This is a genomic window from Streptosporangium sp. NPDC050284 (assembly GCF_044459525.1).
Taxonomy (GTDB): domain Bacteria; phylum Actinomycetota; class Actinomycetes; order Streptosporangiales; family Streptosporangiaceae; genus Streptosporangium.
Genome location: NZ_JBITIZ010000001.1, coordinates 659,850 through 674,896 on the forward strand (window position 1 = coordinate 659,850; position 15,047 = coordinate 674,896).

Genomic DNA, 15,047 nt, shown 5'->3' on the forward strand with positions numbered 1-15,047 from the left:
TCTCCTCCGAGGGTAGCGTCCAGCCCTACGTTGTCCGTGATCCAGATCACATTTTGGGAGGTCCCGTGACCGCCAGGCAACATGATTCGTCGGTCTACGAAGAAATTCAGGCCAGCGACCAGTTCCGGGAGTTGAAGAGGCGTTTTCGGGCCTGGGCGTTCCCGATGACCGCGGCGTTCCTCGCGTGGTACCTGCTGTACGTCGTCCTGTCGGGCTGGGCGCGCGACTTCATGGGCACGAAGGTCTTCGGCAACATCAACGTGGCGCTGATCTTCGGTCTGCTCCAGTTCGTGTCGACGTTCGGCATCGCCTGGGCCTACTCCCGTTTCGCTGAGAAGAAGCTCGATCCGCTGGCCGACGACATCCGCCACGGAGTCGAGGGGAAGACCGAATGAACCACCAGACCCTCTCCACCATCCTGTTCCTGCTCTTCGTCGCGGGAACGCTGGGCATCACCTTCTGGGCGAGCCGCAACACCAAGGACGCCACCGACTACTACGCCGGTGGCCGCTCCTTCAGCGGCGTGCAGAACGGCCTCGCCATCGGCGGCGACTACATGTCGGCCGCGAGCTTCCTGGGTATCGCCGGAATCATCGCCCTGTCGGGCTACGACGGCTTCCTGTACTCGATCGGCTTCCTGGTCGCCTGGCTGGTGGCGCTGCTGCTCGTCGCCGAGCTGATGCGTAACTCCGGCAAGTTCACCATGGCCGACGTGCTGGCCTTCCGGATGAGCCCTCGCCCGGTCCGCACCGCGGCGGGCGTCTCCACCATCACGGTGTCGATCTTCTACCTGCTCGCCCAGATGGTCGGCGCCGGCGCGCTGGTCGGCCTGCTGCTCGGCGTCACCTCGCCGACGGGCAAGGCGCTCACGATCGTCGGCGTCGGCGTTCTGATGATCGTCTACGTGGTCGTCGGCGGGATGAAGGGCACCACCTGGGTGCAGATCGTCAAGGCCGTGCTGCTCATGGGCGGCGCGACCCTGGTCACCCTGCTGGTGCTCGGCCACTACGGCTTCAACCTCTCGGGCCTGCTCGGCGAGGCCGCCACCCAGAGCGGCAAGGGCGCGGCCTTCCTGGAGCCGGGCCTGAAGTACGGCACCGAGGCGCAGGGCCTCGCCGGCAAGATCGACCTGATCAGCCTCGGCCTCGCGCTGGTCCTCGGCACCGCCGGCCTGCCGCACATCCTGATCCGCTTCTACACGGTCCCCACCGCCAAGGAGGCCCGTAAGTCGGTCCTGTGGGGCATCGGCATCATCGGCACCTTCTACCTGCTCACCCTCGTGCTCGGCTTCGGCGCGGCGGCCCTGGTCGGCGGCGAGGCGATCGTGGCGCAGGACAAGGCGGGCAACACGGCGGCCCCGATGCTCGCCGAGGCGGTCGGCCAGGCGATCTTCGGCGAGGTGGGAGGCACCATCCTGCTGGCCGTCATCGCGGCGGTCGCCTTCGCCACGATCCTCGCGGTCGTCGCCGGCCTGACGCTGGCGTCGAGTTCCTCCTTCGCCCACGACCTGTACGCGCACGTGTTCAAGCGTGGCAACGTCACCGACAAGGAGGAGGTCCTGGTCGCCAGGATCTCGGCCTTCGTCATCGGCGCGGTCTCCATCGGGCTCGGCATCCTCGCGCAGGGGCAGAACGTGGCCTTCCTGGTCGCGCTCGCCTTCGCCGTGGCGGCCTCGGGCAACCTGCCCGCGATCCTCTACAGCCTGTTCTGGAAGCGCTTCAACACCGCGGGCGCGGTCTCGGCCATCTACGGCGGCCTGGCCTCCGCGCTGATCCTGGTGATCTTCTCGCCGGTCGTCTCCGGCAGCGCCACCGCGCTGTTCCCCGACGCGAACTTCGCCTGGTTCCCGCTGAGCAACCCGGGCATCGTCTCGATCCCGATCGGCTTCCTCGCCGGGTTCATCGGCGCCCGCCTCAGCAAGGAGTACAACGCGAACAAGTACGCGGAGATCGAGGTCCGCTCGCTCACCGGCATCGGTGCCGAGAAGGCCAGCTCGCACTAGGACCCCGTACCGACCCCCCGTACGGCTCGTACGGAAGTACGGGGAACCAAGGGCCCGGCCGCATAGCGGCCGGGCCCTTTCTCATGTGTCCCCGGCGGGCCACGGGACGCCCCGTGGCCCGCCGGACGTCCCCGCCGGAAGCCTTACGCCTTCCGGCGGGACCTCGTCCCTACCGGGACCGTCGTGCTCCTACCGGGAGGCCTCGTCCAGCAGGGTCAGTTCCTCCTGCGACAGCGTCATGTCGGCGACGGCGAGCAGCGGCCGGAGCTGCTCGACGTTGCGGGCGCTGGCGATCGGCGCGGCCACCGTGGGCTGGGCGGCCAGCCAGGCGAGCGCGACGGTGGCCGGGGCGGCGCCGTGGGCGGCGGCGATCTTGTCCAGGGCGTCGAGCACCCGCGGGCCGCGCTCGGTCTCCAGGTAGCGTGCCGCCCCGGCCGCGCGCGGGCTGTCCGCCGTGACCCCCGGCCGGTACTTGCCGGTCAGGAAGCCGCTGGCCAGGCCGTAGTAGGGGGTGCTGGTCAGCCCGGCCTCGGTCACCACGTCGCGCAGCGCGCCCTCGTAGTCGCGCTCCAGCAGGTTGTAGTGCTGCTGCAGCACCCCGTACCGGGCCAGACCGGCCTCCTCGGAGATCGCGAGCGCCTGCGCGAGCCGCTCGGCACTGTGGTTCGAGGCGCCGATGTTGCGCACCTTGCCCTCGGTGACCAGCTCGTCGAACGCGCCGAGGGTCTCCTCCAAAGGAGTGTTCGCGTCGTCGATGTGGGCCCAGTACAGGTCGATGTAGTCCGTACGCAGCCGCCGGAGCGAGTCCTCGGCCGCCGCGCGGATGTTGGCCGCCGACAGCCCGGCACGGCTGCCCAGGGAACCCACCTTGGTCGCCACCACGATCCGGTCGCGGTTGCGGCGAGAGGCCATCCACTCGCCGATCACGGTTTCCGACTCCCCGCCGGCGTGCCCGGGGACCCACGCGGAGTAGGAGTCCGCGGTGTCGATGAGGTTTCCGCCCGCCTCGGCGTAGGCGTCCAGGACGGCGAAGGAGTCGTCCCGGTCGGCGGTCCAGCCGAAGACGTTGCCGCCGAGGCAGAGAGGAAACAGGTTCAGCTCAGAAAAGCTCATAGGCCAACTCTATTTCTTGACCGATCACGTGGGCACGGGGCCTTGGCACTCTCGCGCCGCGTTCAGGCGGGCACCATCTCCCTGACCGGCAGGGGCCGCTCCGTCTGGTCGATCCGCCCGGCCGGCGCGGGCGGATCGATCTGCGCGATCAGCTCGTCCATCGCCTCCCGCAGGTGGCCCATGAGCCGCCACACGTCGGCCACCCGGTCAGGACAGGACAGGATGCCGAAGTCGAGCGAGCCGTCGTAGGAGAAGCAGGTGATGTTGACCCCGCCGCTCACGTCGGTCAGCACCGACATGGGGTGGTAGGCGAGCACCCTGGCGCCGCACAGGTACAGCGGGAGCTGCGGACCCGGCACGTTGGAGACGATCAGGTTGATCGGCGGCAGCACGATCGAGGCCAGCCGGAACACCGCGGAGGTCGCCAGCGCGGTGACGGCCGAGGGCAGCAGCGACGACAGCTCGCCCAGCCAGGCCGTGGGGGCGCCGGCGAAGCGCCGCTTGGCGGCGAGCATGGTGCCCGCCATGACACGCAGGCGCTCGCGGGGGCAGGCCAGGTCGGTCGGGATCGGGGTGACCATGACGGAGATCTGGTTGCCGACCACCTGCCGCGCGCTCGCGGTGCGGACCGCGACCGGGACCGCGGCGATCAGCGGCCGGTCGGGCAGCGCGTCGCGCTCGTGCAGCCACGCGCGCAGCGCGGAGGCGCACAGCGTCATGACCACGTCGTTGACGCTGGCTCCCGCGCTCCTGGCCACCCGCTTGACGTCCGCGAGCGGGATCGACCCGTAGGAGAAGCGCCGCTCGGGGCCGATCGGGCCGTTGAACGGGGTGCGCGGCGCGGTCAGCATGGGCGGCTCGGACGGCTCCGACGCCCTCCCCGCGATCTTCCTGGTGGCGGCGGCCACCTGGCGGGCACCGGGCAGGGCCGAGGTGAGCGGCATCGTGTCGAGCTCGGTCGCCATGCGGCCCAGCGAGTACAGCGCCCTGGCGGGCTGGAGCGCAGTCCTGGCCACGGCCCCGGCGAGCATGCCGGCCAGGCCGGGGGCGGTGGTCCGCGGGCCGGGCGTCGGCGGCTCGACGGCGCGGGGCTCGGGTGTCAGGTCCAGCAGCGCCGCGAGCAGTTCGGCCCCCGACACCCCGTCGATGGCGCAGTGGTGGACCTTGGCGTACAGGGCGACCCGGCCGCCGGTCAGGCCGTGGATGAGGTGCATCTCCCACAGCGGGCGGGTCCGGTCGAGATGCCGCTCGTGGATTCTGGCCACCTTCTCGGCGAGCTGGGCCTCGTCACCGGGACCCGCGAGGGCCACCTCGTGGATGTGGCCGGCGACGTCGAACTCGGGGTCTTCCGTCCAGTACGGCCGGTCGAGGCCGAACGGCACGGTGGCCAGGCGCAGCCTCAGCGCCGGCGCCAGGTGCAGCCGCTCGCGGAGCAACCCGATCAGGCACTCGCGGGTGAGGGCTCCAAGCCTGGAGCAGGCGGGGTCGAGGATGGCCAGTCCTGCGACGTGGGCCGCCGTGGTCGCCGATTCGGCATGAAGGAACTGCGCGTCGAGCGCGGTCAGCTGGCGCATCGGTCGGGCCTCCTGGCGGAAAATGAGAGAACACGCGTTGCCATCATCACCTCGGCACGTTTCCCTCTCGTTTCCTCCGTAGGACCTCCGGCGTCTTTCGGACGTCTCCTCGACAAGGCGCGGAGACCCACCGATAGTCGCTCTGCGTAACCTTCCCATTTCACGTGGTAGGCACGCCTTCCGGGCGGGGTGGTCTCGGCGATCTTTTCCGAAGGTGATACTCGCCCATGGGCGTTCGGCGCCACCCTCCCGCCTTTATTTCCTACCACCAAAGTAGGTAATACGTGAAGGGTGACACACCTCGCACGCACCGGCCGTCATCTCAGCGGCCGAGGAAGGCGAGCAGCCGCTCCAAAGGCCAGGTGTTGATCACGTCGTCGGTGGTGAGCCACCCACGCTGGGCGACGCCGATGCCGAACCGCTGGTTGCCCAGGTGCGGAACCGCGTGGGCGTCACTGTCGACGGAGAACTTCACGCCGTGGTGGCGCGCCAGCCGCACCAGGTCGGCGGGCAGGTCGGAACGGTCGGGGAAGGAGTCGATCTCCATCGCGGTGCCGGTGCGGGCCGCGGCGCGGAACACCTCGTCCCAGTCGGCGTCCACCGGCGGGCGGATGCCGATCCTGCGGGTGGTCGGGTGGCCGATGATGTTCACCCCCGGGTTCTCGCAGGCGGCGACGAAGCGCCGGGTCATCTCCGCGCGCGACTGGTTGAAGTGCGAGTGGACACTGGCCACGCACACGTCGAAGCCCTCCAGCACCTCGGCCGGCCAGTCGACCGAGCCGTCGGGCGCGATGTTCAGCTCGCTGCCGTGCAGCAGCCGCGTCTTCGGATACTTCTTCTGCAGCTCGCGCAGGCGCTCGCGCTGCTGAAGGGCCTTTTCCAGCTTCATCCGGTGCATCGCCAGGTCGGGCGCGTGGTCGGTCACCGCGTAGTAGGAGTAACCGCGGGCCGCGGCGGCGGCGACCATGTCCTCCAGGGAGGCGATCCCGTCGGTCAGGTCGGTGTGGGTGTGCAGATCGCCCCGGAGATCCTCGACGGTGACCAGCCTGGGCAGCTCGTGCCTGAGCGCGGCGGCGATCTCGCCGTTGTCCTCGCGCAGGGTCGGCGGGATCCACTCCATGCCGAGCGCCCCGAAGACCTCCTCCTCACCGGCGGCCGCGATCACCCGGTCGCCGTCGAACAGGCCGTACTCCGACAGCTTCCAGCCCTTCTTCACGACGATCTCCCGCAGGTGCACGGTGTGCTCCTTGGAACCCGTGAAGTACATCATCGCGGCGCCCCACGACTCGGCGGGGATGAGGCGCAGGTCGACCTGGACGCCCTGGGCGGTGCGGATCGAGGTCTTCTTCTCGCCCGAGGCGACGACCTCCGCGACGTAGGGCTGCGCCTTGAAGTCGTCCATCAGGGACTCGGGGCCGACCGCGAGGATGTCGACGTCGCCGACGGTGTCCTTCATCCGGCGCAGCGACCCGGCGTAGGCGATCCGCTCGGCGCCCGGCAGCGAGGCGATGACCCGCTCGGCCAGGTCCATCGCCGTCCCGGTGTGCATCCTGGCGCTGTGCTCGGCGAGGTGCTCGACGCCCTTGAGGAGGTTTTCCACGGTCTTGGCGCCAAAGCCCTTGACGCCGTCGAGGCGCCCCTCCCCGATCGCCTTCACCAGCGCCTCGGGGGAGTCGATGCCCAGCTCCTGGAAGAGGAAGACGGCCTTCTTCGGCCCGAGCGAGGCCACCCGGGTCAGCCGCCTGACCCCCTGGGGGACCTTCTCCCGCAGGTCGTCGAGCTGCCGGAAGCCGCCTCGCTCCAGGTATTCCTCGACCTTCTTCGCGATCGCCTCGCCCACCCCGGGGACGCTCCGCACGGGCACGGCCCTGATGTCGTCGGGAAACCCCGCGATCGCCTTGGCGGCCTTCTGGTAACTGCGGACCCGGAACGCGTCGCCGCCGTTCATCGCGAACAGCTCGGCGTATTCCTCCAGGGCGGCGGCGACGTCATCGTTAGCTCGTGCCATGGGTCCAGCCTAGAAGATCGCACCGACATTTCCCGTCGGGACGCCGGGAGAACCGGGCGGCGCGCGCCGCCGCGCCGCCCGGCGGTTCGTGTCCCCCGGTGGCCCCGGTGGCCCCGGTGGCCCCGGTGGCCCCGGTATCCCCGGTGTTTCCCGGGGTGCCGTGGTCTCTCAGTCCCGGCCGTGATCGGGCCGATCGGGGAGGTCCGCGGGATAGGTGAGCAGGTGGCCGCACATGCCGTCGCGGGGCACGGAGGGCACCCGGGTCACCGCGGCCTCGCGCAGGTGGGCGAGGTCGCCGTCGCGCAGGGCCGCCAGCTGGGCGCCGGTCGTCTCGGCCGCGCGCAGCGGGCCGTCGCGCCAGCGGGACTCGAAGGTGTCCAGGCGGGGGGCGACGAGCCTGGCGGCGGCCTCCAGGAAGGCGGCGAAGCCGGGCCGCCCCTGCGCGCGGAGCCGGAGGAACCCCTTGACGGCCAGGTCGCGGCGCTCGCGCGGATCCGAGCGCACGGCGTCGGCGTACCTGGCGGGGTCGGCGAGGATCTCGGGGGGAAAGGTGAGGACGGCGTCCCCGGCCTCGGGCAGGCCGCTGTTCTGCATGAGGACCACGATGCGCAGGCCGCCGCCGTTGACCAGGCGGTGGATCGTGCCGGGGGTGAAGTGGACGACGGAGCCGGGAGCCAGCGCCGTCTCCTCGTACCCACTCCAGGTCAGGGTCTGGACGCTGCCGGAACCGGCCACCACGGCGTACGCCTCGGCGCACAGCGTGTGCAGGTGGGGCGACCCCCCGCGCAGGTCGTCCTCGGTGGGCCAGTCATAGACGGTCAGATCGCTTACGCCGGTACCGAACACGGGTGCTCCTCACTCCTCGAAACTCCTCGAAACTCCGCGGACGCCTCCGCCGGGCGCGGCTCGGGACCGGTCATACCCCGCCGGAGGCGACGTGAGGCCGTTTCGTCCGTTACGGGGATAGGTGTTCTCGCACGGGCGCGTCACCGTACGACGACGGTCGTCAGGGAGCGCGGGGCGAGGGTGAGGCTCCTGGAGGGCCTCAGCCCCACCAGCGGGGTGGCGGCGAGAGAGTGCTCAGCGTCGGTCAGATAGGCGGTGGCGCGGCCGGGCCGGGTGGTGATCTCGGTGGTGACGGGGGCGGTGGAGGTGTTGAGGATCTCGACGACCTCCGAGCCTCCGGCGCCTCCGATGCTCCCGGCGCCTCCGGCGTTGCGGAAGGCGGTGACCTTCAGCGCCGGGTCGGTCGCGGCGACGGAGAGCCGGACCGCGCCGGGGCGGACGAAGCGGCTGTAGGCGGCCAGTGCCCACAGGCGCTTGGAGACGCGGTAGGTCGCGGTGGCCTCGTCGATCTGGATCAGTCCCCGGGTGGTGCCGCGCGAGGCGCCGAACCAGAAGACGTAACCGCTCACCCCGCCCAGGGTGAGCGAGTCGTGGATCTGCCGGGCGACCGCGAAGCCGTCGTAGCCGCTGCCGTCGTCCCACGCCTCGTTCCAGGTGGTCCCGTCGGGCGACCACTCCGACATCCACACGGGCCGGTCGGTGGGCAGCGGGCCGTCCACCGGGCTGACGTAGGGGTGCCCGGCGTGCGTGGCGACCCACCGCCGCGCGGCGGGGTCGGCCTCGACGGCGGTGGTGTACTCGCGCTGCCGGGACCAACCGGCGGCGTCACAGCAGACCACCTTGAGCCCGGTGCGGGCCGCGACCGGGCCGAGCACCTTGACGAACTCGGCGGCCTCGGCGGGGGTGAACCGCATCGAGGCGTACGAGACGGTGAGGTCGGGCTCGTTGGTGAACCCGAGGTCGGTGATCCTGATGCCCTCCCTGGCGTAGAACTTCGTGTACTGGACCAGGTAGTTCGCGTACGCCTGCCGCCATTCGGGCAGCAGTTTCCCGCCGTTGCTGTCGGAGCCGTTGTCCTTCATGTAGCCGGGGGCGCTCCAGGCGTCGGCGTAGAAGCGGCTCACGCCGTAGCGCCTCGCCTCCTTGGCCAGCCAGACCTGGCCGCCGTCCTCGCCGTCCCAGACGTATCTCGGCGGCGCGGACGGCCCGCCGGGATCCTCGGGCTGGATGGAGGTCATCAGGTCGTACGGGCTGCCCGCCGGGGAGGAGCCGATGCCCAGACGCAGGATGCTGAGCCCCGCGCCCTTCTCGGGACTGAGCCACAGATCGAGGATCTCCCGCTGTTTGGCGACGGGCAGCGCGCGGACCAGCTCGTTGCGCCGGAACGCCTGTGAGAAGCCGAAGCCGTCGATCCGCTGCAGCACGTCGTGGTGGTCCACCCGGACGTGAGAGACGTTTTCCATGGTGGATGGGCTGATTCCGAGGAGGGGGAGCGTGAGGATCGGTGCCAGCAGCGCCCTGTGGCGTCGAGACATGCGGAAACCCGCTTTCCGAAACTTTCCCAATATTACCGAGATATTTCGTGGCAAGTAACGTAAATGTTTCGAGAGCGGTCGTCAACAGCCGGTCAGGGCACGGCGGGGGAGGAGATCGGCGAGGTCCGGCGGGGCCCGCGGCCGGAAAGCGGCGTCGTGGGGGGAGGGTGCGCCGGGTCGGGCGCGGGCGGGGGAGGCCGATCGCGGCGGAGACGGGGCGAGGTCAGCCGGCCGGCGGGGCGGTGCTCTCGCGGACGAGAAGGTCGGTGGCCAGCTCCACCCGCCGGGGCTCGTGCCCGCCTCGGTCGAGCGCGAGCACCATCCGGGTGGCCAGCTCCGCCATCTCCTGGAGCGGCTGGCGCACGGTGGTCAGCGGTGGCCACGCGGAACGTGCCAACGGCAGGTCGTCGAAGCCCACCACGGACAGGTCGTCGGGGACCCGCAGGCCGCGCTGCCTGGCCGCCTCGAAGACGCCGAACGCCTGCATGTCACTGCCGGCGAAGATCGCGGTGGGCGGCTCGTCCAGGGACAGCAGGTCGTGGCCGTGGTCGCGGCCGGAGCCGACCAGGAAGTCACCGTACCTGATGAGCTCCGTGTCCACCGCAATCCCCGCGGTCTCCAGCGCCGCCCGGTAGCCGTCGACGCGGGCCCTGCTGCACAGCATGGTGGCGGGGCCGCCGATCATCCCGATCCTGCGGTGGCCCAGTTCCAGTAGGTGGCGGGTCGCGGCCAGGCCGCCGTTCCAGTTGGTGGCGCCGACCGAGGCGACCCCGGGCGGCGGCTCGCCCTCCGGATCCACCACCACGAACGGGATGGCCCTGGCGGCCAGCTGGCCGTGCTGGTCGACGCTGATGCGGGAGCCGACCAGGATGGCCCCGTCGGTGCGCCGGGCGGCGATCCGCTCCACCCAGTCCCTGCCCGGCCCGGCGTGGCTGTGCAGGACCGAGACGACCACCCCGGCGTCGACCTCGCGGGCCGCGGTCTCCACGCCGCGCACCAGCTCCATCGCCCACGGGCTCTCGATCTCGGTGAAGACCAGGTCGACCAGGCCGACGGGGACGTCACCCTGACCGGTCCTGCGCTGGTAGCCGTGCTTGTGCAGCAGACGCTCGATGCGCTGCCTGGTCTCGGTCGCGACCTCGGGCCGCCCGTTGATGACTTTCGAGACCGTGGGCGCGGAGACCCCGGCCTCCTCGGCGATGAGGGCGATCGTCACGCGCGGCTTGGTTGGCATGTGGCGAATACTAACTGAAACCTTTCGGAGAGCCTCCGGTGGAGGTGGTCGTTGCTGTTCGGGATCACTACCGCCGGGCTATTGACGTGTAACCGCGAATTTACCTATTCTCCGGATCACGAAATATTCGGGGAAAATATGAAATCTTTCACCTTACCTCCCGAAAGGGGATCTCCATGTTGAGTCGGCGAGGCGTGGTGGCTCTGGCGGTGTCCGCGCTGCTTCTCGGAGCCTGCAGTACGACCGGAGACGGCAACGGAGCCCAATCTGGCGAGAGCGCCGGCTCGGACAAGGTCACCTTCGAGTTCTGGAACTTCGCGACGGCGGAACCCCTCAAGGGTTTCTGGGCCGATCGCATCAAGGAGTACCAGGCGGCCCACCCGAACGTCACGATCAAGAACGTCGCGATCGAGAACGACTCCTACAAGCCCAAGCTCGCCACGCTCACCCAGTCGGGCAAGGCGCCCGACCTCTACTCCACCTGGGGCGGCGGCGTCCTGAAGCAGCACATCGAGGCCGGCCTGGTGAAGGACCTGTCCTCAGAGGCCGGCGACGTCATCGGCGGCTTCACCCCGGCGTCACTGTCCGCCTACCAGTTCGACGGCAAGACCTACGGGCTGCCCGTCGACATCGGCATGGTCGGCTTCTGGTACAACAAGGCGCTGTTCAAGAAGGCCGGCATCACCACCCCGCCCGCCACCTGGACCGAGTTCCTGGACGCGGTGAAGAAGCTGAAGGACTCCGGCACCGCCCCGATCGCCCTCGCGGGCAAGGCCAAGTGGCCGGGCCACTACTACTGGGCCTACCTGGCGATGCGGGTGGCCGGGCTGGACGCGCTCAAGCAGGCCGGCACCACCAACGACTTCACCGGCCCCGACTTCGTCACCGCCGGGCAGCGGCTCAAGGAACTCGTCGACCTTCAGCCGTTCCAGAAGGGCTTCCTGGGCGCCGACTACTCCACCCCCGACGGCCAGGCCGCCAGCGTGAGCAACGGCAAGGCCGCGATGGAGCTGATGGGCCAGTGGGCCCCGTCCGTGCAGAACGACTCGGGCAAGGGCCTGGGCGACGACCTCGGCTTCTTCACCTTCCCCGCGGTGGAGGGCGGCAAGGGATCGGCGGGCGACGCCTTCGGCGGCGGCGGCGGTATGGCCGTGGGCGTGAACGCCCCGCCCGCCGCGCTGGACTTCCTGAAGTTCTCGCTCACGGCGGAGAACCACAGCAAGGCCGTGAAGGCCGGCGGGGTCCTGCCCGTGCTCAAGGAGGGCGAGGACACGGCCGTCACCGACCCCCACATCAAGACGGTCTCCGAGACGCTGGCGGCAGCGAGCGGCTTCCAGCTCTACCTCGACCAGGAGTACCCGCCGGCCGTCGGCCAGGAGGTCAACGACGCCGTGGCCGAGCTGATCGGAGGCACCAAGACGCCTGAGGAGGTCGTCCAGGTCATCACCGAGACGGCCAAGGCGGAGTCGGAGTAACCGCCCGGATGAAGACGATGACAGGGCCGGACGCACGTCCGGCCCCTCACGCAGAAAAACCCGCCGCCCGGCGGAGGGCCGACGGCCCCCGCCGGGGGCGCGGCTGGGTCACCGCGATCCTGTTCGTGCTCCCCGCGCTCGTCCTGTTCGTGCTGCTGGTGCTGGCACCGATCCTGGTGGCCGGCTACACCAGCCTCTACAAGTGGAACGGCATCGGCCCGCCGAGCAACTTCATCGGCCTGGACAACTTCACCCGGCTGTTCCAGAGCGACATCTTCGTCGGCGACCTGCGCAACGGCGCCATCCTGATCGTGCTGGGCCTGGGGGTGCAGCTGCCGCTCTCGCTGGGCCTGGCGGTGATGCTGAACCAGAGAATCCGCGGGCGCGCCTTCTACCGGCTGCTGTTCTTCGCGCCGTACATGCTCTCCGAGGCGATCACCGGCGTGCTGTTCTCGCTGATCCTGTCGCCCGAGGCGGGCCTGGCCAACCAGCTGCTCACCTCCTGGGGGCTGGAGCCGTGGCCCTGGCTGTCCGAACCGGACACCGTGATGTTCTCGCTCTTCCTGGTGATCACCTGGAAGTACTTCGGGTTCCACATGATCATCTATCTGGCCGGGCTGCAGGGTATCCCCAAGGAGCTGGGCGAGGCGGCCAGGATCGACGGCGCGGGCGGCTGGCAGGTGTTCCGCCACGTCACCCTGCCGCTGCTCGGCCCCACCGTCCGGGTCAGCGTGTTCCTGTCCGTCATCGGCACGATCCAGCTCTTCGACCTGGTCTGGATCCTCACCGGCGGCGGCCCTTCGCACGCCTCGGAGACCATGGCCGTCACCATGTTCGAGTACGGCTTCAAACGCACCCAGATCGGCTACTCCAGCGCGATCAGCGTCGTCATGTTCCTGATCAGCCTCGTCTTCGCCCTCGGCTACCAGCGGTTCGTCCTGCGCCGAGACCTGGAAGGGGCGAGTACCACCATGGGAGACCGTCGATGATCGCCCGGCTCAGGACGTACCCGACGCACGTGATCATCTGGGTCGCGGCCGTCTTCGTCGTCGTCCCCTTCCTGTACGGTCTGCTCGGCGGCTTCAAGACCTCAGGCCAGCTCTCCGGCAACCCGCTGGGCCTGCCCTCCCCGTGGGTCACCGAGAACTACACCGACGTGATCGGTTCCGGGGTGTTCTGGCGTCAGCTCCTCAACAGCCTGTTCATCGCGGTCACGACCACCGTGCTGGTCGTCGGCCTGTCGGCGATGGCCGCCTTCGCCTTCGCCAGGTTCGCCTTCCGCGGCAGGGAGTTCCTGTTCACGCTGTTCGCCATCGGGCTGATGTTCCCCTTCGCGGTGGCGATCCTGCCGCTGTTCGTCCTGCTGCGTACGTTCGGCCTGCTGGACAACCCTCTCGGGGTGATCCTGCCGCAGGCCGCGTTCGGACTCCCGCTGACCGTCATCATCCTGCGGACGTTCTTCCGATCCATCCCCAAGGAGGTCGAGGAGGCCGCCATCATCGATGGCTGCAGCCCCTTCGGCTTCTTCTGGAGAGTGCTGCTGCCGATAGCCAGGCCCGCCCTCGCCACCGTCTCGGTGCTGGCGATCGTGGCGAGCTGGAACAACTTCTTCCTGCCGCTGGTGGTCCTCAACGATCCGAACCTGTGGACCCTCCCGCTCGGTGTCCAGGAGTTCCGAGGACAGTACATGTCCGACACCGCGAGGATCCTCGCCTACGTCATGGTCTCCATGGTTCCGGCGCTCGCCTTCTACGCCGTCGCCGAGCGTCAGTTGATCAGCGGCCTCACCGCGGGCGCCACCAAGGGCTGACCCGAATTCCGTCGTCGTGTAGAGAGTGAGACAACATGACCCTGAGTGTCGCCGGATCCCGTCTCGTCGATTCGGCCGGCACCCCGGTACGGCTGCGTGGAGTAGGCCTCGGGGGCTGGCTGAACATGGAGAACTTCATCACCGGCTACCCGGCCAACGAGGCCGCGATGCGCGAGGCCGTGCGGGGGGTGCTGGGGGAGGAGCGGGCCGAGTTGTTCTTCGACCGTCTGCTCACCTCGTTCTTCGGCGCGGACGACGCCGCGCTGCTGGCCGGCCTCGGTGTCAACTGCGTCCGCATCCCGATCAACTACCGTCACCTGGAGTCCGACGACCGCCCCTTCGAGATCGTCGAGCACGGCTTCCGTCACCTGGACAGGGTGATCGCCCTGCTCGCCGAGCACGGCATCCGCAGCGTCATCGACCTGCACGCCCTGCCCGGGGCGCAGAACCAGCACTGGCACTCCGACAACCCCACCCACATCGCTGCGTTCTGGCAGCACCGGCACTTCCAGGACCGTGCCGTCCACCTGTGGGAGGTCGTGGCCGACCGCTACCGGGACAACCCCTGGGTGGCCGGATACAACCCGATCAACGAGCCGGGCGACTCCGGCGGGCGGGTCGTCGGCCCCTTCTACGACCGCCTGGTCAAGGCCGTCCGCGCCGTCGACCCCAAGCACGTGCTGTTCCTGGACGGCAACACCTACTCCACCGACTTCTCGATCTTCCGCGAGGTGTACGAGAACACGGTCTTCGTCTGCCACGACTACGCCCTGGCCGGTTTCGCGCACGGAGGCCCCTACCCGGGCCACACCCGTGGCGAGTGGGTGGACCGGGAGCAGCTGGAGCGCTCTTTCGAGCGACGGACGATCTTCCAGCGGGAGACCGGTACCCCCATCTGGGTGGGCGAGTTCGGCCCCGTCTACACCGGCACCCCGGAGATCGACCGGCAGCGCTACCAGATCCTGCGCGACCAGCTGGAGATCTTCGACTCCTACGAGGCCGGTTGGTCGCTGTGGACCTACAAGGACGTCGGGCTGCAGGGCCTGGTCAGCGCGGGTGAGCCGTACATGAGCCGCTTCGGTGCCTTCATCGCCAAGAAGGGACGGCTGGGCGCCGACCGGTGGGGCTCGACGATGGAGGAGTCGGCGAGCGAGCTCGCCCCCCTGCATCGGCTGATGGAGACCGAGTTCCCCACCTGGGATCCCTACCCGTGGGGTGCCCGCTACCAGATCGACGACCTGATCCGGCACATCCTCATCGCCCAGGCGCTGCTGCCCGAGTACGCCGATCTGCTGCGCGGTTGCTCCGACGAGGAACTCACCGCCCTGGCCGACTCCTTCGCCCTGGAGCAGTGCGTCCGGCGGCAGCCATTGCTGGACCTGCTCGCCGAGAACCTGCGCGGTGAAGCCCCTGGCGACGACGCCTGACCACCCCGCGGGGGTGCGATACC

General features: G+C 69.6%; 12 protein-coding genes. 6 read left to right on the forward strand and 6 right to left on the reverse strand.

The annotated features are described in order from the left end of the window. The first annotated feature begins 65 nt into the window (after positions 1 to 65). Entirely contained in the window at positions 66 to 395 is a 330-nt protein-coding gene (locus ACIBH4_RS02830; RefSeq protein WP_362512308.1) for a DUF485 domain-containing protein, read from the forward strand. Further along, a complete protein-coding gene (locus ACIBH4_RS02835) occupies positions 392 to 2,002 on the forward strand; it encodes a cation acetate symporter (protein WP_362512311.1) in 1,611 nt (536 codons plus the stop codon). The genes ACIBH4_RS02830 and ACIBH4_RS02835 overlap by 4 nt, the downstream gene beginning before the upstream one ends. 189 nt (positions 2,003 to 2,191) lie before the next feature. Here the strand turns inward: ACIBH4_RS02835 and ACIBH4_RS02840 are convergent, their stop codons facing one another. The 6 genes from ACIBH4_RS02840 to ACIBH4_RS02865 form a co-directional block, all read right to left on the reverse strand. Next, a complete protein-coding gene (locus ACIBH4_RS02840; RefSeq protein WP_362505152.1) occupies positions 2,192 to 3,115 on the reverse strand; it encodes an aldo/keto reductase in 924 nt (307 codons plus the stop codon). 62 nt (positions 3,116 to 3,177) lie between these two features. Continuing rightward, complete coding sequence (locus ACIBH4_RS02845) at positions 3,178 to 4,689, reverse strand: wax ester/triacylglycerol synthase family O-acyltransferase (protein ID WP_362505154.1); 1,512 nt, start codon at positions 4,687 to 4,689, stop codon at positions 3,178 to 3,180. Between the two features lie 322 nt (positions 4,690 to 5,011). Beyond that, the gene (gene polX, locus ACIBH4_RS02850; protein WP_362505157.1) at positions 5,012 to 6,697 is read right to left on the reverse strand and encodes a DNA polymerase/3'-5' exonuclease PolX; all 1,686 of its coding nucleotides are present in this window, start codon (positions 6,695 to 6,697) and stop codon (positions 5,012 to 5,014) included. Positions 6,698 to 6,865: 168 nt separating this feature from the next. Beyond that, entirely contained in the window at positions 6,866 to 7,543 is a 678-nt protein-coding gene (locus ACIBH4_RS02855) for a cupin domain-containing protein (RefSeq protein ID WP_362763282.1), read from the reverse strand. A gap of 140 nt (positions 7,544 to 7,683) precedes the next feature. Next, entirely contained in the window at positions 7,684 to 9,006 is a 1,323-nt protein-coding gene (locus ACIBH4_RS02860; RefSeq protein ID WP_362505163.1) for a glycoside hydrolase, read from the reverse strand. A gap of 295 nt (positions 9,007 to 9,301) precedes the next feature. Next, positions 9,302 to 10,312, reverse strand: coding sequence for a LacI family DNA-binding transcriptional regulator (locus ACIBH4_RS02865; RefSeq protein WP_362505166.1), 1,011 nt, complete (start codon positions 10,310 to 10,312; stop codon positions 9,302 to 9,304). A gap of 176 nt (positions 10,313 to 10,488) precedes the next feature. On the opposite strand from ACIBH4_RS02865, the gene ACIBH4_RS02870 reads away from it, so the two are divergent. Genes ACIBH4_RS02870 through ACIBH4_RS02885 form a run of 4 tightly spaced genes read left to right on the forward strand, consistent with a single transcriptional unit; the run spans position 10,489 to position 15,024 of the window. Next, a complete protein-coding gene (locus ACIBH4_RS02870) occupies positions 10,489 to 11,787 on the forward strand; it encodes an extracellular solute-binding protein (protein ID WP_362505169.1) in 1,299 nt (432 codons plus the stop codon). An 8-nt stretch (positions 11,788 to 11,795) separates the two neighbouring features. After that, positions 11,796 to 12,776 (forward strand): sugar ABC transporter permease, encoded by a 981-nt coding sequence (locus ACIBH4_RS02875; protein WP_362505172.1) that lies wholly within the window; start codon positions 11,796 to 11,798, stop codon positions 12,774 to 12,776. Beyond that, complete coding sequence (locus ACIBH4_RS02880) at positions 12,773 to 13,597, forward strand: carbohydrate ABC transporter permease (RefSeq protein ID WP_362505175.1); 825 nt, start codon at positions 12,773 to 12,775, stop codon at positions 13,595 to 13,597. Before ACIBH4_RS02875 ends, ACIBH4_RS02880 begins: the two co-directional genes overlap by 4 nt. A 35-nt stretch (positions 13,598 to 13,632) precedes the next feature. Continuing rightward, positions 13,633 to 15,024: a cellulase family glycosylhydrolase gene (locus tag ACIBH4_RS02885; protein WP_362505178.1), complete on the forward strand. Its 1,392-nt coding sequence runs from the start codon at positions 13,633 to 13,635 to the stop codon at positions 15,022 to 15,024. The last annotated feature ends 23 nt before the right edge of the window (positions 15,025 to 15,047 follow it).

Excerpts from the sequence above, each read along its gene's own strand:
- ACIBH4_RS02835 (WP_362512311.1), top strand. The coding sequence starts at position 392 with ATGAACCACCAGACCCTCTCCACCATCCTGTTCCTGCTCTTCGTCGCG.
- ACIBH4_RS02840 (WP_362505152.1), bottom strand. The coding sequence starts at position 3,115 with ATGAGCTTTTCTGAGCTGAACCTGTTTCCTCTCTGCCTCGGCGGCAAC.
- ACIBH4_RS02845 (WP_362505154.1), bottom strand. The coding sequence starts at position 4,689 with ATGCGCCAGCTGACCGCGCTCGACGCGCAGTTCCTTCATGCCGAATCG.
- polX (WP_362505157.1), bottom strand. The coding sequence starts at position 6,697 with ATGGCACGAGCTAACGATGACGTCGCCGCCGCCCTGGAGGAATACGCC.
- ACIBH4_RS02860 (WP_362505163.1), bottom strand. The coding sequence starts at position 9,006 with ATGGAAAACGTCTCTCACGTCCGGGTGGACCACCACGACGTGCTGCAG.
- ACIBH4_RS02865 (WP_362505166.1), bottom strand. The coding sequence starts at position 10,312 with ATGCCAACCAAGCCGCGCGTGACGATCGCCCTCATCGCCGAGGAGGCC.
- ACIBH4_RS02870 (WP_362505169.1), top strand. The coding sequence starts at position 10,489 with ATGTTGAGTCGGCGAGGCGTGGTGGCTCTGGCGGTGTCCGCGCTGCTT.
- ACIBH4_RS02875 (WP_362505172.1), top strand. The coding sequence starts at position 11,796 with ATGAAGACGATGACAGGGCCGGACGCACGTCCGGCCCCTCACGCAGAA.
- ACIBH4_RS02880 (WP_362505175.1), top strand. The coding sequence starts at position 12,773 with ATGATCGCCCGGCTCAGGACGTACCCGACGCACGTGATCATCTGGGTC.
- ACIBH4_RS02885 (WP_362505178.1), top strand. The coding sequence starts at position 13,633 with ATGACCCTGAGTGTCGCCGGATCCCGTCTCGTCGATTCGGCCGGCACC.